General features: G+C 70.4%; 22 protein-coding genes. 12 read left to right on the plus strand and 10 right to left on the minus strand.

Annotation, left to right across the window (positions count from 1 at the left end; all coding sequences use genetic code 11):
* Window positions 1–3 precede the first annotated feature (3 nt).
* Both GBN72_RS14010 and GBN72_RS35255 read right to left on the minus strand, forming a co-directional pair.
* Window positions 4–684 (minus strand): hypothetical protein, encoded by a 681-nt coding sequence (locus GBN72_RS14010; RefSeq protein ID WP_151772125.1) that lies wholly within the window; start codon window positions 682–684, stop codon window positions 4–6.
* 112 nt (window positions 685–796) lie between these two features.
* On the minus strand, window positions 797–979 hold the full coding sequence (locus GBN72_RS35255; RefSeq protein WP_246212483.1) for a hypothetical protein: 183 nt from the start codon (window positions 977–979) through the stop codon (window positions 797–799).
* 9 nt (window positions 980–988) lie between these two features.
* Here GBN72_RS35255 and GBN72_RS35260 point away from each other — a divergent pair, with 9 nt between their 5' ends.
* The 4 genes from GBN72_RS35260 (at window position 989) to GBN72_RS14030 (ending at window position 4,127) form a co-directional block, all read left to right on the plus strand.
* Complete coding sequence (locus GBN72_RS35260; RefSeq protein ID WP_246212485.1) at window positions 989–1,192, plus strand: hypothetical protein; 204 nt, start codon at window positions 989–991, stop codon at window positions 1,190–1,192.
* A 663-nt stretch (window positions 1,193–1,855) separates the two neighbouring features.
* A complete protein-coding gene (locus tag GBN72_RS14020) occupies window positions 1,856–2,212 on the plus strand; it encodes a hypothetical protein (protein ID WP_151772126.1) in 357 nt (118 codons plus the stop codon).
* A gap of 122 nt (window positions 2,213–2,334) precedes the next feature.
* Window positions 2,335–3,510, plus strand: coding sequence for a radical SAM protein (locus GBN72_RS14025; protein WP_151772127.1), 1,176 nt, complete (start codon window positions 2,335–2,337; stop codon window positions 3,508–3,510).
* Between the two features lie 5 nt (window positions 3,511–3,515).
* Window positions 3,516–4,127 carry a hypothetical protein gene (locus GBN72_RS14030; RefSeq protein ID WP_151772128.1) on the plus strand — a complete coding sequence of 204 codons (612 nt, stop codon included), beginning with the start codon at window positions 3,516–3,518 and terminating at the stop codon, window positions 4,125–4,127.
* Between the two features lie 219 nt (window positions 4,128–4,346).
* Here the strand turns inward: GBN72_RS14030 and GBN72_RS14035 are convergent, their stop codons facing one another.
* Both GBN72_RS14035 and GBN72_RS14040 read right to left on the minus strand, forming a co-directional pair.
* Window positions 4,347–5,762, minus strand: coding sequence for a cellulase family glycosylhydrolase (locus GBN72_RS14035; RefSeq protein WP_164540624.1), 1,416 nt, complete (start codon window positions 5,760–5,762; stop codon window positions 4,347–4,349).
* 240 nt (window positions 5,763–6,002) lie between these two features.
* Entirely contained in the window at window positions 6,003–6,572 is a 570-nt protein-coding gene (locus tag GBN72_RS14040; protein WP_151772129.1) for an SMI1/KNR4 family protein, read from the minus strand.
* A gap of 149 nt (window positions 6,573–6,721) precedes the next feature.
* Between GBN72_RS14040 and GBN72_RS14045 the strand changes: the two genes are divergently transcribed.
* On the plus strand, window positions 6,722–7,666 hold the full coding sequence (locus tag GBN72_RS14045; RefSeq protein ID WP_246212487.1) for an oxygenase MpaB family protein: 945 nt from the start codon (window positions 6,722–6,724) through the stop codon (window positions 7,664–7,666).
* Window positions 7,667–7,737: 71 nt separating this feature from the next.
* Here the strand turns inward: GBN72_RS14045 and GBN72_RS14050 are convergent, their stop codons facing one another.
* The gene (locus GBN72_RS14050) at window positions 7,738–8,169 is read right to left on the minus strand and encodes an arsenate reductase ArsC (RefSeq protein ID WP_151772130.1); all 432 of its coding nucleotides are present in this window, start codon (window positions 8,167–8,169) and stop codon (window positions 7,738–7,740) included.
* A 95-nt stretch (window positions 8,170–8,264) separates the two neighbouring features.
* Here GBN72_RS14050 and GBN72_RS14055 point away from each other — a divergent pair, with 95 nt between their 5' ends.
* From GBN72_RS14055 to GBN72_RS14075, 5 genes are all read left to right on the plus strand, one after another.
* Entirely contained in the window at window positions 8,265–8,573 is a 309-nt protein-coding gene (locus GBN72_RS14055; protein ID WP_151772131.1) for an ArsR/SmtB family transcription factor, read from the plus strand.
* Complete coding sequence (gene arsB, locus GBN72_RS14060; RefSeq protein ID WP_151772132.1) at window positions 8,570–9,709, plus strand: ACR3 family arsenite efflux transporter; 1,140 nt, start codon at window positions 8,570–8,572, stop codon at window positions 9,707–9,709. Before GBN72_RS14055 ends, arsB begins: the two co-directional genes overlap by 4 nt.
* Before the next feature lie 200 nt (window positions 9,710–9,909).
* Window positions 9,910–10,806: a phosphate ABC transporter substrate-binding protein gene (locus GBN72_RS14065; protein WP_151772133.1), complete on the plus strand. Its 897-nt coding sequence runs from the start codon at window positions 9,910–9,912 to the stop codon at window positions 10,804–10,806.
* Between the two features lie 12 nt (window positions 10,807–10,818).
* Window positions 10,819–12,618: a phosphate ABC transporter permease subunit PstC gene (gene pstC, locus GBN72_RS14070; RefSeq protein ID WP_151772636.1), complete on the plus strand. Its 1,800-nt coding sequence runs from the start codon at window positions 10,819–10,821 to the stop codon at window positions 12,616–12,618.
* Window positions 12,606–13,301, plus strand: coding sequence for an ATP-binding cassette domain-containing protein (locus GBN72_RS14075; RefSeq protein ID WP_151772134.1), 696 nt, complete (start codon window positions 12,606–12,608; stop codon window positions 13,299–13,301). The genes pstC and GBN72_RS14075 overlap by 13 nt, the downstream gene beginning before the upstream one ends.
* Window positions 13,302–13,364: 63 nt before the next feature.
* On the opposite strand, the gene GBN72_RS14080 is transcribed toward GBN72_RS14075, so the two are convergent.
* The 4 genes from GBN72_RS14080 to GBN72_RS14095 all read right to left on the minus strand — a co-directional run bounded on the left by GBN72_RS14080 (window position 13,365) and on the right by GBN72_RS14095 (window position 16,927).
* A complete protein-coding gene (locus tag GBN72_RS14080) occupies window positions 13,365–13,673 on the minus strand; it encodes an ArsR/SmtB family transcription factor (protein ID WP_151772135.1) in 309 nt (102 codons plus the stop codon).
* A gap of 48 nt (window positions 13,674–13,721) precedes the next feature.
* Window positions 13,722–15,458, minus strand: a complete 1,737-nt coding sequence (locus tag GBN72_RS14085; RefSeq protein WP_151772136.1) for a copper resistance CopC/CopD family protein — start codon at window positions 15,456–15,458, stop codon at window positions 13,722–13,724.
* Between the two features lie 18 nt (window positions 15,459–15,476).
* Window positions 15,477–16,226, minus strand: coding sequence for a YcnI family copper-binding membrane protein (locus tag GBN72_RS14090; RefSeq protein ID WP_151772137.1), 750 nt, complete (start codon window positions 16,224–16,226; stop codon window positions 15,477–15,479).
* A gap of 140 nt (window positions 16,227–16,366) precedes the next feature.
* A complete protein-coding gene (locus GBN72_RS14095; RefSeq protein WP_151772138.1) occupies window positions 16,367–16,927 on the minus strand; it encodes a hypothetical protein in 561 nt (186 codons plus the stop codon).
* 313 nt (window positions 16,928–17,240) lie between these two features.
* Between GBN72_RS14095 and GBN72_RS14100 the strand changes: the two genes are divergently transcribed.
* Both GBN72_RS14100 and GBN72_RS14105 read left to right on the plus strand, forming a co-directional pair.
* On the plus strand, window positions 17,241–19,769 hold the full coding sequence (locus GBN72_RS14100; RefSeq protein WP_164540626.1) for a molybdopterin-containing oxidoreductase family protein: 2,529 nt from the start codon (window positions 17,241–17,243) through the stop codon (window positions 19,767–19,769).
* A 135-nt stretch (window positions 19,770–19,904) separates the two neighbouring features.
* A complete protein-coding gene (locus GBN72_RS14105; RefSeq protein WP_151772139.1) occupies window positions 19,905–20,282 on the plus strand; it encodes an ArsR/SmtB family transcription factor in 378 nt (125 codons plus the stop codon).
* A 45-nt stretch (window positions 20,283–20,327) separates the two neighbouring features.
* Here GBN72_RS14105 and GBN72_RS14110 read toward each other — a convergent pair whose 3' ends face one another.
* Window positions 20,328–21,398: a helix-turn-helix transcriptional regulator gene (locus GBN72_RS14110; protein WP_151772140.1), complete on the minus strand. Its 1,071-nt coding sequence runs from the start codon at window positions 21,396–21,398 to the stop codon at window positions 20,328–20,330.
* Between the last annotated feature and the right edge of the window lie 75 nt (window positions 21,399–21,473).

The following is a 21,473-nucleotide window of genomic DNA, read 5'->3' on the forward strand; positions in this document are numbered from 1 at the left end:
CGGTTAGCGGACTTCCTGGAGGGCGATCGCGCCCGGCGTGTCGCCCATGATGATGTCCACGGTGACGTATCCGGGCTCGCCGTCGGCGGTGCCGTGCTCGCCCCAGTACTGGCAGGCGTAGCCGGTGTCGGCGCCGAACTTGACCGCCTTCGCGGCGGGCAGCTCGTCGCACGCGAGCTTGCTCGCGTCACTGCGGCCGCTGTCCTTGCCGTAGTGCTCCCACATCAAGTTGTAGATCTCTTTCGCGACCAGCAGGGCGGACTTGGGCGTCTTCTCGTAGGAGAACACCATGCTGCCCTCCCGGTAGCTGTCGCTGATCTTCACCTCGTAGGGGATCTCGGCCCCTTCGTAGGTGACGGTGCAGGAGCTGGTGACGGAGGCCTTCATGGTGATGCCGTCGGGGCACTTCGCGCTGGTCTCGCCCGGGGTGTGGGCTATGGAGAGGACGTTCTCGCGGAGCGCGTGTTGGATCTTCTCCTCGACGGAGTCGCCGGCCTTCGGGGCGGGCTTCACGCGAAGCTCGTCGCCGCCTTGGGGGAACACGTCGGGCTGAGGGCCGTCGATGGCGTGGGGCAGGGGCTTCGCGTTCTGGCCGGCATCGTCGGAGGAGTCGCCCGAGGCGGAGCAGCCGGCGCAGGCCAGGGCTGCCGCGATGATCCCTGTGAAAATTCTTGTGGTACGCATGAATGCAGACGGTAGCGCGGGTGGGCGGTGGGGGAAAATGTGCGCCCGGACGGTGAGAATGCCTCACGTAGCGGCACCCGGGCAGGGATGCCGGGACACCACCAGGGCTTGATCAGGCATCGCCTTCCTCCACGCCCGCCTCGCCCTCCGTGTCCACCGACGCCGCAAACAGACCGGCCGACGCGAGAGCCGCGAGACCGTCTACGCCGTCACCGACCTCGACGCCCACCAGACCACCCCGGCCGAACTCGCCGCCGCGATCCAAGGCCACTGGGCGGTGGAAGCCCTGCACCATGTCGAAGACGTGACCTTCGCCGAGGACGCCTCCACCGTCCACACCGGCACCGCACCCCGCGCCATGGCCACCCTCCGCAACCTCGCCATCGGCGTGCTCAAGATTCTCGGAGCCGACAACATCGCCAAGACCACCCGGGCAATCCGTGACCAGCCCGAACGAGCCCTCCCACTCCTGGGCATCACCAACAACCCCGACACTCAGGGAACTTGATCAAGCCCTGCGCCGACATGGTGATGGACCGCTGACCGGCGATTGCACTCAGGTCCCTTGGTTGAGGGGTGCGGGGAGGAGCGGTGGTTCCGCCCCCGTTCGTGTGGACTCCGCGAGTTGGCCACCGATCGGGTGATCGGCCGGAAGCGCGACGAGCGAGGCCCCCGAGCTGCTGACCGAGATGTCCGACGTCTCCGTCACGCTGCTCGGGGCCCTCGTTGGTCATCCATCCGGCTCCGCGGCCGAGCGGAAGAAGCTCAATGGCCCGGCAGCGCCTTCTCGCCACCTGCGTATCCCGCTCGAGTCGGTGTGATGCTTCTCGGGCAGGGTTCACCTGGGATTGCCCGGAAAAAGAGAGCGGAAACGGTTTTCCGGGAACGACTGAATTCTTACGTGGATATCCGCCCCGGGGCGCCGGAGTGTGGGGAATCCGTAACGGGATGGTTCGCCTCCTGTTGACCGGCAGGGGGCGTTGCGTTTCAATACCGGCAGCGTCAGGCGTACGAGGGTGTTCATTGACCTCCGGCGTCGACGCTCCGGTTTTCGGCCATGAGGTACGTGTTCCGCCGTGATGCGAAGTCGTGCCCGCACCTTGTCGTTGCAATGCCTGTGCCGGCCCGACTCCTCGTATCCGAAGGGCGCGTCCCCGGAAAAGGAGGAGTTATGAGAGCAGGCGATTCCAAGCGCTATCTCGCCTATTTGGCGAGTATTGCCGCCGGGCTGAGCATGCCCGTGTTCGCGGGAGGGGCGGCCCAGGCCGCCGAGCCCGCGCAGACGGTCACCGTCTCCGACTCGGCACGTGCCGCGCTGGCCGCCCAGGCGGCGGAGGCGGACCGGGAGGCGGTGTCCGCCGACGGCCTGTTCGGGCAGTTCAACGAGATCTACAACAGGGTCTACAACGAGGTGATCAACCCCTACTCGCAGCGCTACCAGCCGTATCTCCAGGGCTTCACGCCGGCGTCGTCCGAGCAGACGGCCGACGCCGCTCCGCTGAGCCGGATCCTCGACGACCTGTCCTGACGTCACCGGCCGGTGACCCGCGCACACCCCCACCGGCTCCGGACCGGATGCGGACCGTACGTCCGGGCCGCATCCGGTGATCCACGGTTCCACGATTCCGAAGCGCGCGAGGAGACACACGAGTGGCACAGGAAACGTCCAGGCAGGTCCAGTTCGTCATCAAGATATCCAAGTTCTGCAACCTGAGGTGCACCTACTGCTACGAGTTCGCCGAGCTCGGACAGCGTGAACGGATGAGCCTGGACCAATTGCGCTCCATGTACGTGCACATGCGCGACTACTACGTGAGGAAGGACCAGGAGGACGGGGTGCGTACGCACCTGCACATCGTCTGGCACGGTGGCGAACCATTGATGATCGAACCGGATTACTACTGGCGGAGCCTGGACGACCAGCGTGAGATTTTCGGCGAGTCGCTGCAGGTGAGCAATTTCATCCAGACCAATCTCACCGTCCTCGACGACGAGCGGATCCGGCTTCTCCGGGACGGCTTCGATCACGTCGGTGTCTCCGTGGACCTCTTCAGCGGTCTCCGTGTCAACATCGCCGGCAGGGACCAGCAGAAGAATGTCGTCGCCAACATGGAGAGGCTGCGCGCCGAGGGCGTTCCCTTCGGCTGTATCACCGTGCTGACCAGGAGGAACCTTGGGCGGGTGAAGGACACCTTCTCGTTCTACGAAAAGGCGGGAATCGGCTTCAGGGTTCTCCCGCTCTTCGACGGCGCCTACGAGAACCAGCACGCGGCGTACGACATCACCGTCCCGGAGATCGTCGGAGCCCTCAACGAGATGGCCGACCTCTGGCTGGAGAGCGACACTCCCGTGCAGGTCTCCCCGCTCGACAGCCACTTCCAGATCGTGCTGCGCCACCTCAACCCCGACGCGCCGCGTGTCTACTTCAACCAGCGTGAGTGGCTCTCGGTGATGGTCGTGAACACGCCCGGGGACGTCTACGCCTACGGCGATCCGTACGAGGATCCCGAGGCTTCGCTGGGCAACATCTTCACGACCCCGCTCCAGGAACTGCTCTCGGGGCCGCGTTTCGACGCCTCGGCGACCGCCGCCGAGACCCGGATGGCCGCGAACTGCCTGAACTGCAAGTACTTCGGTGCTTGTTCGGGCGCCCCCATCGCGAGCAACCGGGACAACGTGCACACGGTCGTCGACGGGATCGCCGTCTGCGACGTCGAGCGAGTGGTGCTGGAGCACATCGAGAACCGGTTGCGCAGCAGCGACGTCCTGGACCCCGACGGGCGGGTCGCGGCCGTGACGGCACCCACCGTCGATCCCGTCTCCTGACCCCGGTGGTCGCCGGTTCGGGGGAAAGGCCCCGGCTGCCCTCCGAGGGCCTCGACGTGACGGTCACCTCGGCGGACGGCCCCCGCTCGACCGTGCCCGACCCCCCGTTCCACGACGCCGCACCGCTGCTCGCCTTGACGCTGGAGACCATGCCGGGCGGTGACGGGCAGGAGCAGCTGCCGTTCCTGTACGTCGATCTGGACGGCTTGCCGGGGGCCGCGGCCGTCGTCCGGGGCGACCGCAGGCCGGGAACGGTTCTGGAGAAGGCACTGACCCTCTTCGTCCACAGCTCCGGCAACGGCTACGTCGGTATCACCGTCACGGAGCACGACGTGTCGCCCGCCGTCGGCCCCGGCGGGTGTTCCGGCTCCGAACCGCGCGTCCTGCGCGTGGCCGTCGACCCGGCCCGGCACGCGGCGGGACTCGCGTCCGCCGTACGCGGCGGACGGCTGGTGCTGGCCCATCACTGGGAATCCGCGGTGGGTGACCGCCACCGGTCCCTGTTGCCGGTCGACGTGGACCGCGGAATGCTCGAACGAGTTGTCCGGGCGGCGCTCACCCACCCCCGCCGCGTACACGTCGCCCTGCGGGACGGACCGAGGCGGCCCGGGGCCTGATCTCCGGACGGACGGCTCGTCCGTCCGTCCGGAGATCAGCCCCCGGACCTCACTCGCTCCTCGCCGACGCCGACGCCGACGTCCCGGCCGGAGAGCCGGGAAGGGGGTCGGGTCGCGCGCCTCGGCAGGTACCGCCGGCCTGCGTCACCGGCCGAGACGCCCCGTTCCCTCCCCGGTCGTCGGAACGGGGCTCCGGCCCGGCCGGAGCCCCGTCGGCGGTCAGCTGGTGGGGAAGGAGTCCGGGGTGCTGATCCGGCTCTTGAGCAGGGCACCGGACTCGGTCAGCACGCTGCTGCTGCTGTAGTCGGTGCCGTTGCAGGTACCCGGCTTGAACGCCGCGCTGCCCTCATCGGCGTCGGAGTAGGTCCAGTTCGCGTAACCGATCTTGTGCCGGTCGAGCAGGTCCAGCCAGGCCGTGGTGCTCGCCCGGTCGACCGCTCCGCCACCGGTGTAGCTCACCGTGCCGAACTCCGTGACGAACAGCGGGAGCTGCGTGGCCGCCCGGTTCACCACGGTGCGGTAGCTGTCCGTGTGGCTGGCGGCGTAGAAGTGGAACGCGTACATGATGTTGGTCGCGTTCACCGGGTTGTTGACGATCTCGCTCTCGTTGGAGCTCTCCGAGACGCCGAGCGAGGACCAGCCCCGGGTGCCGACGATGACGACGGCGTCCGGGTCGGCGGCCCGGATCACCGGGATGACCTGCTCGGCGTAGCTCTTGATGGTCGCCCAGCTCACGCCGTTCGGCTCGTTGGTGATCTCGTAGATCACGTTCTTCTTGTCGGCGTTGCGGGCCGCGACGGACGCGAAGAACGTCTTGGCGCGGGCGAGGTTGTGGGTCGGGTCGCCCGGCGTCAGCGTGTGGAAGTCGATCATCGCGTACATGCCGCGGGCCTCGGCCATGTCGACGAGGTTGTTCACCTTGCTGGTGAAGCCCGCCGGGTCGGTCTCGTAGCCGTCCTCCTGGACGTACATGGCGGTACGCAGCAGGTCGGACTTCCAGTCCTTCGCCAGCGCGTCCAGCGACGCGGTGTTGTAGCACTTGCTGAACCACTGCAGGCCATGCGTGCTCATGCCCCGCAGCTGGATGGGGCGGTTGTACTGGTTGCAGAGGTTCACGCCGCACACGCGGAGCTGCCCGTTGATGCCCACGGGAGTACCGGTCGCGGGCGGGTTGGTCGGCGGGTCGGTCGGCGGCGGAGTGGTCGGCGGGTTCGTCGGCGTGGGCCCTTCGACGGAACCCGTGCAGGCGACGCCGTTGAGCTTGAAGGCCGTGGGCTTGGGGTTGGCGCCGGTGGACGAGCCGACGAAGCCCACGTCTGCCGCCGCGCCGGTGGCCAGCGTGCGGTTCCAGTCGGCCGCGGAGGCGGTGACCGTGGAGCCGGACTGCGACAAGGTGGCGCCCCACCCCTGGACGACCTTCTGCCCCGCGTCCGGCCAGTCGAAGGTGAGCTTCCAGCCGGTGACGGAATCACCCAGGTTGGTCACCTTCACGCCGGCCTGGAAGCCGCCCTGCCACTGGCTGGTGATCGTGTAGTCGACCTTGCAGCCGGTGGCGGCCGCGGCCTGAGGGGTGCTCAGCGCGGCGAGGCTCAGGCCCGTCGCACAGGTGGCCAGTAGCGCCAATAAGCGTTTCACGGTGCTTCTCCTCGTATGTGGGGGGAGTGGGTACAACGTGATGGGAGCGCTCCCAAAGTCCATCGGGTCGAGACCGTACACCTGTACGCCGATGTGCGTACAGAGGATCGACCGATCGGGGATGCGCTGGTACGGGCCGCCGCCGCGGCGAGGCGCGTACGGCGTTCCTCCCGAGCGCCCGCGGCGCCTCACGCGGAACCGCGCCGGGGCCTCACCGGCCGGTGATCCCCTGGGACAGGGTCAGCTCGGGGAGACTTCCAGGTTGATCGGCGGCAATCCCCAAGGCTCCAGGCCCCCGGTGCAGTACTCCGCGAGGAACTGGACCGCGCCGCCACCGAAGTGCCACCACGCCCCGCCGCGCGTGGCAACCGTGACGACCCAGTCCTGCGGGGTCGGCCCCGTCGTGCTCCACATGAACTTGTCGCTGTCGCACGACTCGCCCCAGGGCAGCAGCCCACCGGGCGCCGGGTGGGCCGGCAGACCGAGACCGGGTTCCAGCCAGGCATCGGCAAGCACTTCAAGGGCGTCACGGGTGTCCTGGAGAGCCTGGCGCTCCCCGCCCGGTTCAGGGAGCGCGACCAGAAGGAAGCCGCCGATGTCGAAGGTCGGGTACCACTCCGCGAGGTGCTTGAAATCGGAGGGCAGCCGGGTGCCCAGGCCCTCCTCGAACATGGTCCAGTCGATCACCGCACGCGCCGGCCGACGCAGGCCGGTCAATCCGGGCACAGCACGCTCCAGCAGCGCGAGAGCCTCCTCCGGATCCGTCACCCGACGCCGGGGCGTCTGCGTGTCGGTCAGTTCCTCGTCCATGAGCCGCAGCGTGCCACGCGCGTCCGACGTCCCCGACGGGGCGGGCCCAACCGTTCTGCGTCCCGCGACGGCCCACCCGCAGCGACGAAGAGAACCACATCCCCCCTGCAACCGCATAGAGTTGGCAGTCGGGCCACGGCGACGGAGGGGTGACCGAGGTGGGCGGCAAGCGCTACGACCGGCTCAAGGAGATCCAGCGACTGGATCCCGAGCGGGACTTCCTCACCATCTACCGCCTCGTCGCCACCTACGAGTTCCCCTGGGACCACACCCGCGCACTGGAACTCGCCCTCTACCGCACCTACGCCGTCCCCTCCATCGGACGACTGCTGGCCGAGACGGCGGAGATGACCGACCGCTCCCAGAAGCGGTACGACGACACCTCCCTCCTGCTGGACGCCGTCGTGGAACACGGCTTCGACAGCGAGGAAGGCCGTACCGCGATCCGCCGGGTCAACCGCATGCACCGCAGCTACGACATCTCCGACGACGACATGCGGTACGTGCTGTGCACCTTCGTGGTGACACCGGCCCGCTGGCTGGACTCCTTCGGCTGGCGCCCCCTCACCGACCACGAGCGCCGCGCCACCGCCCACTACTACCGCACGCTCGGCAAGCACATGGGCATCAAGGACATCCCCAGCACCTTCGAGGAGTTCGAACACTTCCTGGACACCTACGAGGCCGCCCACTTCGCCTGGGACGAGCGCTCCCGCCAGGTTTCCGACGCCACCCTCGCCCTGATGGCCTCCTGGTACCCGCGCCCCCTCGCCCCGCTGCTGCGCGCCGGAACCGTGTCCCTCCTCGACGAGCCGCTGCGCCGCGCCTTCCGCTACCCCCGCCCGCACCCCGCCGTCCGCGCCCTCGTCCACGGACTGCTCCGCCTGCGCGCCCGGGTCGTCCGGCTGCTCCCACCCCGCCGGCGCCCGCACCACGCCCGCCAGAATCCGGAGATCAAGAGCTACCCGGGTTACCCCTCCGGCTACCGCCTCGAGGACCTCGGTACCTTCCCCACCCCGGGCCTGCGCGGCTGCCCGGTCCCTCACCAGGACCGCACCGCCCCGGACCGCACCGCCCCGGACCTGGTGGACTGACCGGCGTCACCGCCGCCTTCCGGCAGGGGACGTGCCTTCCGTCCGCGGCAGGCGAGGGCGTGGAAGTCACCTCACGCCCTCCGCCGTTCCCCGGGCGACACCTGGGCGATCAGGTCTTCGACCAGGTCCTTGATCTGGTCCCGGATGGCGCGGACCTCCTCCATGCCCCGGCCGGAGGGGTCGTCCAGAGGCCAGTCCAGGTAGCGCTTGCCGGGGAAGACCGGGCAGGCGTCGCCGCACCCCATGGTGACGCAGACATCGGATGCCCGGACCGCGTCGATGTCGAGGACCTTGGGCGTCTCGGCCGAAATGTCGATTCCCACCTCGCGCATCGCCTCGACGGCGGTGGGATTGACTGCATCGGCCGGGACGGACCCGGCGGACCGGACCTCGATCCGTCCGTCGGCCAGGTGGCTGAGCCAGGCGGCGGCCATCTGCGACCGGCCGGAGTTGTGGACGCAAACGAAAAGGACGGAGGGCTTGGCGCCCGTGGAGTGGGCCATGGTGCTCGTTCTTCCGGATCGCAGGGCGGTATGACGGCCACCCATACTTCAGTCTCGACTGGCGTCAGTCGACGATGATGTGACAATATCAGTGCATGCTGACTTCAGTCGGATCTGATGTGTTGCGTGTGCTGGGCGATCCGCTCCGCTGGGAGATCGTGCGGCTTCTCGCGCACGAGACGCTGTGCACCACACATCTGGTCGAAGAGACCGGAGCCCGGCAGACCAACCTCTCGAACCACATGAAGGTGCTGCGTGAAGCGGGCCTGGTGACCACCGAGCCCTGCGGCCGCTACACCTACTTCAGCTTGAACCACGAGGCGCTGGCAGGGCTGGCGGAGGAGTTCGGAGCACTCGCCGAGGCCGCCCGGGGTGCCGCGGAGAACAAGAGGGCCTGTCCGTGACGGCCGGACCGGGCGTGGTCGCGCCGCCTTCCGGAGGGGCCTCGGTCGCCCGCAAGCTGTCGAACCTGGACCGCTGGCTCGCGTTGTGGATCGTGCTGGCCATGGCCCTCGGACTGGCGCTGGGCAGGCTGGTCCCGGGGCTGGGCACGGCCCTCGCGTCCGTGGAGATCGGTGGCATCTCGCTCCCCATCGCGCTCGGCCTGCTGGTCATGATGTATCCGGTCCTGGCCAAGGTGCGCTACGACAGTCTGGGCGCGGTGACCGGCGACCGGCGCCTCATGGTCTCCTCGCTGGTCGTCAACTGGCTCGTCGGTCCGGCCGTGATGTTCGCCGCGGCCTGGGTCTTCCTGCCCGATCTCCCGGAGTACCGGACCGGCCTGATCGTCGTCGGCCTGGCCCGCTGCATCGCCATGGTGGTCATCTGGAACGACCTGGCGTGCGGCGACCGTGAGGCCGCGGCCGTCCTCGTGGCGTTGAACTCCGTCTTCCAGGTCGTGGCGTTCGGGCTCCTCGGGTGGTTCTACCTCGACGTCCTGCCGCGGTGGCTGGGTCTCGGGGGCGGTCAGGGTCTGGACGTGCCCGTGTGGCACGTCGCGCTCAACGTCCTCGTCTTCCTCGGGATTCCGCTGCTGGCCGGATACCTCACCCGCCGCCTCGGTGAACGGCGGATGGGCCGTACCGGCTACGAGCGGGTGTTCCTCCCGAGGCTCGGGCCGTGGGCCCTGTACGGATTGCTGTTCACCATCGTGATCCTTTTCGCCCTGCAGGGCGAGGCCGTCACCTCCCGGCCGCTCGACGTCGCGCGGATCGCGCTGCCGTTGCTGGTGTACTTCGGCCTGATGTTCTTCGGGGCCTTTCTGCTGGGCAAGGCCGTCGGTCTGTCGTACGAGCGCACGACGACCCTGGCGTTCACGGCCGCCGGCAACAACTTCGAGCTGGCCATCGCGGTCGCCGTCGCCACCTTCGGCGTCACCTCGGGGCAGGCGCTCTCAGGGGTGGTGGGGCCGCTGATCGAGGTGCCGGTGCTCATCGGTCTGGTCCACGTCGCCCTCGCGCTGCGCGGCGGCTTCGGCCGCGCTTCGGCCGCCCCGTCCCACCTCGGGCCGGTGTCGCGTCGGCGGGCGCGAAACGGCTGAATCGCCCACCCGGTGGGATTCTGTGCCGTACACGGCCGAACTCGCCGCTCCACAAGTGAAGTTGACGTTGCGTCAAGCAGGATTGGAGGTGAATTTCAAGAGAATTCAAAGTGAATAGCGTCACAGTAGGTGAGGGTTCGAGATCTCCAGGGCCTCTGATTAGATTCCGCTCAAATCAGTTGAGTGGAAGAGGCCCTCGTATGTCCCCCACCACGCACACGCTGCTGCCCCGCCGTGGAAGTCGCTCCCTCGCCCTGGCTGCGGGCGCGCTGTTGCTCGCGAGCCTGACGACCGGCTGCGCCGATACCGGCGGCGGGAAGAAGACGCTTCAGGCGAGTGGGTCCACCACGGTCGCCCCGGTGGCCGCGGACGCTGCCGAGGCGCTCAAGGCCGAAGGCCTGGACATCACCGTCGCCACCCAGGGCGGCTCGGCCGGTGGCATCTCCCAGCTGGCCGCGGGGCAGATCGAGGTGGCCCTCAGCTCCAAGCCGGTGTCGGACGAGGACCGCGCGGCCAGCCCGAAGACCGACTTCGTCGAGACCCAGATAGGTTCCGACGCCGTGGGGGTGATCGTCACCAAGGAGGTCGCCGACGCGGGCGTGACCGACCTCAGCAAGGACGAGGTGAGAGGCCTCTTCGAAGGCGAGATCACCAACTGGTCGAAGGTCGGCGGCCCCGACATGGAGGTCTTCGTCTACGACAAGGAGCCCGGCCGGGGCACCCGCGAGGTCCTGGACAAGTTCGTCTACGGAGACGGGAAGCCCCCGGCGCCGCCCAACTCGCCCAACTTCGCCATCGTCGGCGGCAACCTGGAGACGCGCAACAAGCTGGAGTCCACCCCGGGCGCGGTCGGGCCGCTGTCGACCGGGTTCGTCGACGGCCGGGACAAACTCGCGGTGGTGACCCTGGAGGGCATCGCCCCCTCGGCGGAGAACGTGGCCAACGGCACCTACCCGATGTCCAGGCCCCTGTACGTCATCACCGACGGGAAGCCGAAGGGCGACACCAAGAAGTTCATCGACTACCTGCTGTCCGACGAGGGGCAGGCGCTGCTGGCTCCGCACGGGTACCTGACGCTCGAGCAGATCGGCCTGTAACCGGTGGCTCTCATGACGCGGGTACGGCCTCCGGCCGCCCCCGACGTGCTGAAGCGTCCGCGGCCGTCCCGGTGGGTGTGGCCCTGGATGCTGGCCGGCGCGGTCTCGCTGGGGGCCGTACTGCTGGCACTGCTGGGCTACCTCGGATCGGGCGTCGCGGGCGGCGAGGTCGCGTGGGGTGAGCTCCTGACGGAATCCATGTGGAATCCGTCAGGGGGTGTCTTCGGCGGGCTCGCCATGATCTACGGATCGGCGGTCGTCTGCCTGATAGCGCTGGTTCTTGCGGTACCGGTCAGCTGGGCCGCCGCGGTCGCGGTTTCCGAGTACCTGCCGCCGCGCGTCGCGGGGATCCTGCGTACCAGCGTGGAACTGCTCGCCGCGGTTCCCTCGATCGTCTACGGCCTCATCGGCATCATGGTCGTGCGCCCTCTGATCGCCGGTGCGGCCGGCGTTCCGGGTGGTGACAGCCTGCTGGCCGCCGGTCTCGTTCTGGCTGTCATGATCATGCCCACAATGGTGGCGGTGAGCGTGGACGCCCTCGCCGCCGTGCCCGGCCGGTACCGGGAGGCCGCCTACGCGATGGGGCTCACCCGTCGCGAGGTCGTCCGGTCGGCCGTTCTTCCGCTGGCCAGATCGGGGATGCGGGCGGCCGTGCTGCTCGGTCTCGCCCGGGCGCTCGGCGAGGCGATCGCCGTGTTCCTCGTGGTAGGACGGGCGGACGGACGCCTCCCGGGGTCCTTCGGCGAACTGCTGGATTCGCTGGTGCGCCCGGGACAGACCCTGACCACCAAACTGGCCGGTCCGGAGCCTGTTCTGGCGGGCACCTCCGGGCCCTGGTTCGCCGCCGTGTGTGCCCTGGGGCTGGTCCTTCTCGCCCTGGTCGCCCTGGCGACCGTGTGGGGAAACCGCGGAGGCGGCAGGAAGGCGACCGGAGGGCGCAGCCGTCACCCCCAGGCCGGGAGAATGCGTGTGCCGCTAGACCGGGCCGTCGGCGGGCTGCGCATCGCCGCGCTGCTGCTGCCCGGCGCCCTGCTGGTGGGCATGCTCGGCATCCTGGCGGTGCGGGGGAGCAGTGCCTTCACCCCGTCGTTCTGGGTCACCCCGGCCACCGGCGCGGCCGGGGGCGGGGTGAGCGACCAGATCCTCGGCACGCTGCTGCTGGTCGTCACCACGGGGCTGATCTCGCTGCCGCTGGGATTCGGGGCCGGGATCCTGCTGGGCCTGTACGCCAAGGCCCGGACAGCGAAGGTGCTGCAGACGCTCACCGTGGTGGTGGGAGGGACACCGACCATCCTGCTCGGACTGGCCGGCTTCGTCATCTTCTGCACGCTGATGGGCTGGGGCAGGTCGTGGCTGGCGGGGGCACTGGTGCTGGTACCGGTCGTGGTGCCCATGGTGGCGCTGCCGACCTGCGGCCGCGTACGGAGCATGCCGCCCGAGACGACCGAGGCGGCGCTGGCGCTCGGGCTGTCCCGGGCCCAGTACGTCCGCTCCGTGGTCGTCCCCTACACCTGGCCGGCCACGCTCACCGGTCTGCTGCTCGGGCTCGCCCGGGCGGCGGGGGAGACGGCGCCGCTGCTCTTCACCGCCACCGTCTTCTTCGGGGCCCCGGCTCTGCCCGACGGCGTCGTCGAAGCTCCGGTGCAGGCGTTGCCCACCCACATCTTCACCCTGTCCCAGGACTCCGGTGATCCCCAGGCGGTGGCGCAGGCCTGGGGGAGCGCCATGGTCCTGGTCCTCATCACCGCAGTGCTGCTGAGCGCGGCCGTGGCGCTGCGCAACCGCTTCGAAGGAGAGCGATGGACCACGTGATCAGCGCGCGGGACCTCCGCGTACGGGACCGGGCCAAGACACTGGTGGGCCCGGTGACGTTCAGTCTGGAACACGGATCGACCACCGGCCTGTGCGGCCCGTCCGGCGCGGGCAAGTCGACCGTGCTGCGGGCCCTGGTGGACCTGTTGCCCGCGGGACTCACTCGGGACGGCGAACTGGAGGTGCAGGGCCGCCCGATCGCACCCGGCAAGGGCGACGCCGACCTGCGGACGAAGGTCGTCCTGGTTCCCCAGACACCTGTGGTGTTCGGCGGCAGCATTCTCGACAACGCCCTCTTCGGACTTCGTCATCTGCTGCGCGCCTCGCGCGAGGTGATGCTTGAGCGCGCCGAACAGGCGCTGCTGGAAGCGGGGTTGTGGCAGGAGGTCAAGGACCGGCTGGGTGAGTCGGCCCAGACCCTCTCCGCGGGACAGCGGCAACGCCTCTGTCTGGGGCGGGCGTTGGCCCTCGAGCCGGCCGCGCTCCTGCTCGACGAGCCCACCAGTGCCCTGGACGAGCGCAGCCGGGACACGGTGGAGGAGTCGGTCGCCGCCTTGCGCGGGCGCCGCACGGTGCTTCTGGTCTCCCACGACCCCGCGCAGGTCGAGCGCCTTTGCGACCGCACCGTACTGCTGCGGCCGCCGGCCGCCGTCGAGCCGTTGGCGGTGGCCGCGGCCTCCTGAAGGGACGCCGCGAGCAAGGGTGGGGCCGCTGTCCTGGACAGTGGCCCCACCCGCACGTTCGGGTCAGCAGCTGCGCCTGCGCTCCGCCCCCACCGTCCGCGCCAGTTCGGCCAGCCTGCCCAACTCGTCGGCCAACGAGGCGAGCGCCTCGGCGCGGAGGCGGTAGAAGGTCCAGCGCCCACAGGGCTCGGCCTCGACGATGCCCGCCTCCCGCAGCACCTTGAGGTGGTTGGAGAGGTTGGTCTGCCGGGCCCCGGTCTCCTCGACCAAGTGGCTCGTACACAGCGATTCGTTCGCCAGCAGCGTCACGATTTTCAGCCGCAGCGGGTCGCCCAGGAGGCGAAGTACCTCCGCGTCAACTGATGTCAGCATGGGTGGATGATCTCAGATGAGGGTGGGTCGTACCACTCCCCGCGGAGGTCACCGGATGCTGAGTGACCGGCGCACGGTCGTCTGGTCGAAGTCCGAGGTCCGCACCGTCAGGGTCATCTCCCACGCCCCCGCCGCGGGCAGATGGAAGTCCGCGACGGTCCAGTGCCCTTCCGAGACGCGGCGGAGGGGCACCACCAGCGGACCGATGTCCGCCGACGGTGAGGTGAAGGCCGCTTTCAGTTCCGGAACGTCCAGCATGTCGCCGTCCGGTCCTGTCACCGACAGGTGCAGGGCGTTGGGTCCGGCCGCCCCGGGATCCACCACGACGCCGACGTCGCCCGCTCCGCCCGGTCCGCCGGTGTCGAACGCCAGTGTCATGGACATCGGCGCACTCGCCGCCGTGGTGGGGGGAAGCCCGGACCGCGCCGGTCCGGTGGCGGTGAGCGCGGTGGTGACCACGACGATCCCCAGCCCCAGCGCGGCCTCCACCAGCACGGACCGGCGCAGTGCCCGCAGCGCCCCCTTGCCCGACGCTGCGCCCGACGGGTCCTGCGAGGTTCCCTCCGGAGCCGCCGCGAGCCGTCCGGTCCAGCGTCTCGACAGTGCGCCGACCGCCAGGAGCAGCGCCACCCCGGCCACCTTGAGCAGCAGCAGCCGCCCGTAACGGGTCTCGAGCAGCGCGGTCGGCGAGCCCACCTGCCGCCAGCTCTGGTAGAGCCCGGTGACCACCAGCAGACACACCGAGGCGAAGGCGGCCGACGAGAACCGCACCACGGTGGAGGCCGGGACCCCGCCCGGTCGCAGCAGCCCGGCGGCCAGGACCAGCAGTCCGCCCACCCACACCCCTGCGGCCAGCATGTGCACGACGTCGGCCGGCATGGCGAGCCAGGGCTGCGGGCCCGTCGAGGCGTGTTCGGCACCCGCCCAGGTCCAGGCGAGGGCCACCCCGGCCAGGGCCACCCCGGCCAGGGACGCACCGGTCGGCACCGCCCGGCGGACAGCGCGCGGGGCTGTCGCGCGGCGGACCAGCCAGGGCGTCGCGCAGCCGACGAGCAGGACGAGACGCAGCGCGGGCAGGGCGCCGGCCTTGGTGGCGAGTGCGTCCGCCAGGAGACCGGGGTCGGCGATGTCGGAGACCCTGCCCGAACCGGTGTAGGCCCCTCTGAGAAGCAGGTGGAGAGCGGTGGCCCCGGTGGCCAGTGCCCAGCCCGTCGCCGCGCACCGGCGGAAGAAGGCCAACGGCGGGCCCTGCCCCCGGGTGAGCAGGAGCAGGGTCACGGCACCGGTCAGGAGCAGCATGCCCAGATAGGCGCCGAACCGGGCGACCGCGTACGCGCGGCCGACCAGCCCGGTGTCCGGGTCGCGGACGCCGGTGGCCGCGGAGGCCGTGGTCGCCGACGGCTCGCCCACGGAGAAGGTGAACGCCCCGGCCACCGGGTGGCTGTCGGCCGACACCACCTGGTAGGCCACCGTGTAGGTGCCCCGGGGGAGCGCGTCACGCAGCCCGACCGAGTACGAGGCGTCGCCCTCCGGGGAGGGCCGGGCGTCGTCCACCCGGTGGCCGGACGGATCCAGCACGCGGAACGCGTCCGGGGTGAGGGAGACCTCCTCGGTGAACACCAGGCTCACCCGGGAGGGGGGTTCGACGGTCACCTCCCCCTGCGCCGGTGTGCTGGTGGTCAGCACGGCGTGTGCCACGGCCGGCGTCGCGCCGCCGGCCAGCAGAGCCAGCCAGGCGAGCAGTACGGTGAACAGGCCGCGGACGCGGGAGACGGTGACCGTCATCGAACACCTGCCGCCGGGTCAGGCGCCGGTGCGGCGGCGGCCCGAGACCACGGCCGTCAGCAGGCCCGCGACGCCGAGCACCAGACCTCCCGCGCCGAGCCAGCGCGCGGTGCCGTCGGAGGGCGAAGCGGCCTGTGCGGAGGCCGTCGCCTCCCCGTCACCGGCTGCCTCTTCCGCGGCGACCGCCTCGTCCGGGGCGGCGGAGGCCGCGGAGGAGCCGTGGGTGTCCTCGGCCGCCGCGGTCAGCCGGAGCACCGGAGCCGGGTGCTCGGGCTCCTCCTGGCCTTCCGCCGGCTCCTCGATCCAGCGCACGACCTCCTTGTTGCTGTAGGTCTGCACGGACTTGAGGACCAGGGTGTCCGCGTCCTCGGGCAGTTGCCCGAGCGACAGCGGGAACTTCTGGAAGAAGCCGGGCTCGATGCCCTTGCCGGTAGCGGTCCAGGTCACCTTGGCGACGGCCTCGTCGATGCTGCGGCCGTGCACGGTCAGCGGCTTGTCCAGCTTGCTCCGGGTGACCTCGATGTCCCAGCCCTGGACGGGCTGCGGCATCACGGAGGACAGGGGGTGGTCTGTGGGCAGGGAGAGCTCGACCTTGACGGTGGAGGCGTTGTCGCGTTCGTTGGGCACCTTCACGTTGACGGTGGCGTACCCGCCCTTGGCCGCCGCGCCCTCCGGCTGCACCGAGACATGGGCCTGGGCCGGGGCCGCGAGGGCGAGGGCCGCGAGGGCCGGGAGGGAGAGAATGCCGCATCGGATAGCTGTGCGCATGACAGAACTCCAGAGGTGGAAGCCCAGGGCCTCTCGCGGCCGAAGCCGCAAGCCGTGGGTGAAGAGGTGAAGGACGGGCGTGGGCCGCCCTCGCCGGACGCCCGGGAACGACAGGGCGACGCGTGCGGCGAGGTGGTGGTTCAGCCCGGCGGTCCTCTCCTGGTCACCTCGTACGCGAGGGTCCACCGTCCGTGCGGAGGTGCCCGGTCCGGTCGGCGCGGCCGGTGGGAGGCGGCGGCCGGGGCCGGCAGCCCGCACACCCCCAGGCAAGGGCTGCTGAGGAGGGCGCTCAGCACGGCGGCGATCACCCGGACGGCCCCGCTCCGGTACGAGCCCAGAATGCGTTCGGCCGCGGCCTCGCCGCTGTTCAGCAGCCATGCCATCGCCACGGCGGCGAGAAGGTGTCCGCACAGCATGGGGACGGTGGGCAGCAGCGCGGTCGGCGGCTGGAGGCATGACAGGTCGCCGTGCGCGGTGCCCGTCATCGCGTGGTGGACGACGGCAGACGGCGAGAGCAGCGCGAAGGACACGTGCAGGACGACCTGAAGCGCCGTCAGGGCCCCGGCTCCGGTCGCGACCGAGCGGCGGCGCGCGGAGAGCGGGGCGACCAGCGCCACCGCCACGCCGGCACACGGCAGCAGCACGCCCGGCGACGGAGTCGTCCCGGTGGCCAGGGCGTGCCCGCCGGCGGATAGCGTCACGCCGACCCAGGTGAGCAGGAGGCCACGGAGGAGACGCGGGACTTCGTGCGGGGCGCCACCGCCCCGACGCCCGGCGTGGAGGGCCGAAGAGGCCGGGGGCGTCCGGGAGGAAGCGACGGACGGCGTGCAGGGACAGCCCACCTCGACCCTCCTCCGGACGGTGTCAGGGCACTCAGGGACATGGCGAAGAGGACCCGTCGGACGGGCCCGGGGACGTCATGTCACTGTAACCCTCTGATTAGATGAATCTCTAGACAGTGGGTGATCGCCACCATAGGCTCGCGTTGCCTCACACACCCCAGGGGAGTCGGACGTGCCACTGAGCAGGAACTCGATCACCAGGCGGAACTTGGTCCAGGGCGCGGCGCTCACCAGCGCGGCCATGATGGTGGGCACCCCGGCCGCCGTCGCGCGCGACGGGTCGGCCGCCGCGGGCCCGCCTGGCGGCGGCGCGGGCACCGAGGGTGAAGGCGGCGGCTTGCTGAACTTCGACGAGGGTTCGGCGGCCCTCCAGCCGGACCGGACGGTGAGGAGCGCCTGTCAGTTCTGCAACTCCAACTGCTCCCTCACCGTCGGGGTGCGCAACGGACGGGTCGTCAGCGTCGGCAGCGGAGCCGGCGACCCCGTGCAGAACGGGAACCTGTGCGTCAAGGCTCCCATGATGGCCGAGCTCGTGCACAACCCGCGGCGACTGACCCGCCCGCTCATCCGCACCGGTGGCCGTAAGGGCTCCAAGGACTCCACGTTCCGGGAGGCGAGCTGGGAGGAGGCGCTCGACCTCGTCGCGCGGCGTCTGCTGCGACTGCGGGACAAGGGGGAGGCGGCGGCCATCGCCAACCGCACCAGCGGACGTCTTCCGCGCGGCACGGGTTCGCTGGTCGCCCGGCTCTTCGCCCTGCTGGGCAGCCCGAACAACACGGATGTCGGGCCGGTGTGCAACGACGCGGGCGGCAACGCCCTCGCGGCGACCTTCGGTCTGGGCAACTTCACCAACGGCTACGGCACCGACGGGGCCACCGGCAAGGACGACCTCGGGTCCGCCGGCTACTTCCTCCTCCTGGGCACCAACCAGGCCGAGACCCACCCCGTGACCTTCGACTACCTGTTGCGGGGCCGCACCCGCACCGGTGCCAAGCTGGTCGTCGTCGACCCCAGGAAGACCGCGACGGGCGCGGTCGCGGACGAGTGGATCGCCCCGAAGCCGCACACCGACCTCGCCCTGGTGCTCGGCATGCTCCACCACGTCCTCGACCGTGACCTGCACGACCGGGAGTTCGTCAAGCGGTGGGTGCTCGGCTTCGACGAACTGCGCACCCACCTGCGCGAGTCGGGATACACCCCGGAATGGGCCGCCCGGATCACGGGTGTCCCCGCGGACACCATCCGCAGGCTCGCCCGCGAGTACGCGGGAGCCGGGACCGCCGCCATCTTCTGCAACGCGGGCATCTCCCACCAACTCGGCGCCTTCGACACCTACCGGGTCCTGACCTTCCTGGCCGCCGTCACCGGCAACATCGGGAAGCTGGGCGCAGGCTGCAACTTCATGCACAACACCTGGCCGGGAGACCTGCGCCTGCCCGAACTCACCGTGCGGACACCCGCGCTGAGCCAGGCGCTGCCGGTGGGGCCCGACCACTTCGCGGACGCGATCCTCACCGGCACGCCCTACCCGCTCAAGGCGGTCATCACCCAGGGCAACCCGCTGGTCTCCTCGGCCAACACCGAGAAGGTCAAGGAGGCCTACCGCAAGCTCGAGTTCTACGTCTACACCGGCCTGTTCATGGAGGAGGCCGCGTACTACGCCGACGTGGTCCTGCCGGTCAGCTCGCCACTGGAGTACGACGGCGTCTACATGAGGCGTGACGACCGGGCGATCCGCTGGCAGGAGGCCGCGGTCGAGCGCTGCGGTGACTCCCGGCCCGACTGGGAGATCTGGATCGACCTCGCCCACGCCATGGCGCGCCACGACGGCAAGGAGCCTCCGTCCTACTGGACCGGCGCCTTCCCCGAGGCGTGGAAGGACTACTCCACCCTGTGGGCCGAGTTCGTCGCGCACACGCCCGGCATGGGCGGCATGACCGAGGCGCGGATGCGTGAACGGGACGAACCGCTCCGGTGGCCCTGTCCCGCTCCCGAGCACCCCGGCGTGAGCGCCCTGTACCAGGACCACCCCTCCTGGTACGAGGCGGCCGAGGCGCTCGGCGCGGCCGAGGGCAGGCGCTTCCTGACACCCAGCGGCAAGGTGGAGATCCACACCCCGGAGCTCGACCGGCGCCTGGCCGTCGCAGGCCACTCGGCCCTTCCGGTCTTCTACACGCATCCCGAGGTGACCGGTGGCCACCCCACCCTCTCCTACGAGGACCGCTTCGTCACCAGCCCGATCAACCCGCAGGCGGTGACCCGTCCGGTCAAGCTCGGCGTCGAGGGTGACGGGACCGTGCACCGCGACTACCCGCTGATGGGCATGACGGGACGCCCGAGCGTGGCGCACTTCGCCACCGTCACCCACTGGACGCCGACCGGCGCACGGCTGAACGGCATCAGGTTCCTCCAGATACACCCGGACACCGCGCGGAAGCTCGGCATCGAGGACCGCGACGAGGTGGTCGTGGAGAGCCCTCGGGGCAAGGTGACGGCCACCGCCCTGTACTGGCCCGGCATCCGCAGGGACACCATCTTCGTCCCGAACACCTTCGGCCCGGCACAGGAGCTCGCCCAGGAGCTCGGCGGGGACCGGTACGAAGCGGTGAACACGCTGGTGGACGACCGGTACTACGACAACCTCTCCGGCCAGCAGGCGTACAAGTGCTTCGCCTGCAAGGTGACCAAGGCCCCTGCCTGAGGCCGGTCCGTCCGGGTCAACGTGGTGACCCGGACGGTGGTGGCCCGGCGGACCGGGCCACCACCGGCCCTTCGGCCGGGGGCGGCTTGCGGGCACCGTCGTTCGCTCCGGCGACCGGCACGGTAAAATTCGGGCATGTCGCAGTCGCAGAGCACCCAGCGAGCCGATTCCTGCTGCCCGCCCGTCGTGGCCGCCCCGCTCGACGCGGAGCAGGCGGCGGACACGGCGAAGATGTTCAAGGCCCTCGGCGACCCGATCAGGCTGCGTCTGCTTTCCATGATCGCGTCCGCTCCGGACGACGGCGGGGCGGGGGTCTGCGTCTGCGACCTGACCGGCCCGTTCGACCTGTCGGCGCCGACGATCTCCTACCACCTCAAGACGCTCCGCGAAGCAGGCCTGGTGACCTCCGAGCGGCGTGGGACCTGGGTGCACTACCGGGTGCGCAAGGACAGCCTGGGTCTGCTCTCCGGCCTGCTCGCCGTGGAGCAGGGGACGGAACTGCGAGCAGCCTGAACGGCCCACGGCCCACGGCCGCGGCCGGCAGGGGCAAGCGGAGCGTCAGGCCGACATTCCCACGGTCGTCCCGTCCAGCCGCCGCGCCATCCGCCTCGGCGGATCGACGCCGACCGGGCGGTCCCCGCCACACGCGCACGGCTGGAGCCAGCCCCGGTCCACGGCGTTGGCCCCCGCCTCGAACCGGCTGCGGGCGCCCAGGCGGTCCATCAGCTCGGCGATCATGCGGCGCGCGGTGCGCAGTCCCACCCCGAGCTTGCGGCACACCGCCTCGTCGGTCAGGCCTTGGCCCATCAGCCGCAACAGCTCGCGCTCCATCGGGGTCGGCTGGTCCGCGGCGGGCCCGCACGACGCGTCCAGCGGTTTCATGCTCTGGCACATCTGCTCGAACAGGGCCGCCAGCCCCGCCAGGAAGCCCGCGCCCGTGACCTGGACCGCGCCGGCGGCCGGATCCTTCGGATCCACGGGCAGGAGCGCGCTCCGGCGGTCGTAGAGCACGACCCACAGGGGCAGTGTGGGCACCGTCCCTATCCGCGCGCCGTTGGCGGAGAGCCACCGCGCGTGGGCCACGCCGGTGCGGTCGTTGTAGATGCTCTCCTGGTAGATGTTCCACACGGAGACGCCCCGTTCCAGCAGGTGCTGGTCGAGCGGGCGCCGCGCCTGGACCGCCTCGGCGCCGTTCACCTCGGCGGGGAGCATCGCCGCGCACTCGACGGTGGCCAGGCCGGCCAGTCGCTCCATCCGGGCATGCACGGCCGCCTCGGTGTCAAGGACCTCCCATCCCGCGGGCGTGCCCACCGTCTGGGCGTCCTCGTACTCCTCGCTGAGGCGGTCCACGGCCGCCTTGACGCTGGCGAACTCCTGCTGCTGCCGCATGACTTCGGCCTGCTGCCGCTGCAGCAGCGTGCGCAGGGCGATCGGTGGCCGGGTCGGTATCAGCTTGCCCGACAGGGGTCGCAGCAGCGAGAGCTGGACGAGCCGGTCCGCACCGCGCCGGACGTCCTTCTCCGGCGCGTCGATCCCGGACAGCAGGTCCTCGATGCCGCAGCCGGAACGCGTCAGGGCGAAGCGGTAGATGGTGTGCGCCAGTTCGTCGAGACCCAACGACTCCAGCATGCGCCCCTCCAGTGCCCACTGTATCGATGAGTTTCAACTTAGCACCGCGGATGATCATTTGGAGGGCCGCAAACC

Origin of the sequence: Streptomyces abyssomicinicus, assembly GCF_008974245.1 — a bacterium.
Taxonomy (GTDB): Bacteria; Actinomycetota; Actinomycetes; order Streptomycetales; family Streptomycetaceae; genus Streptomyces; species Streptomyces abyssomicinicus.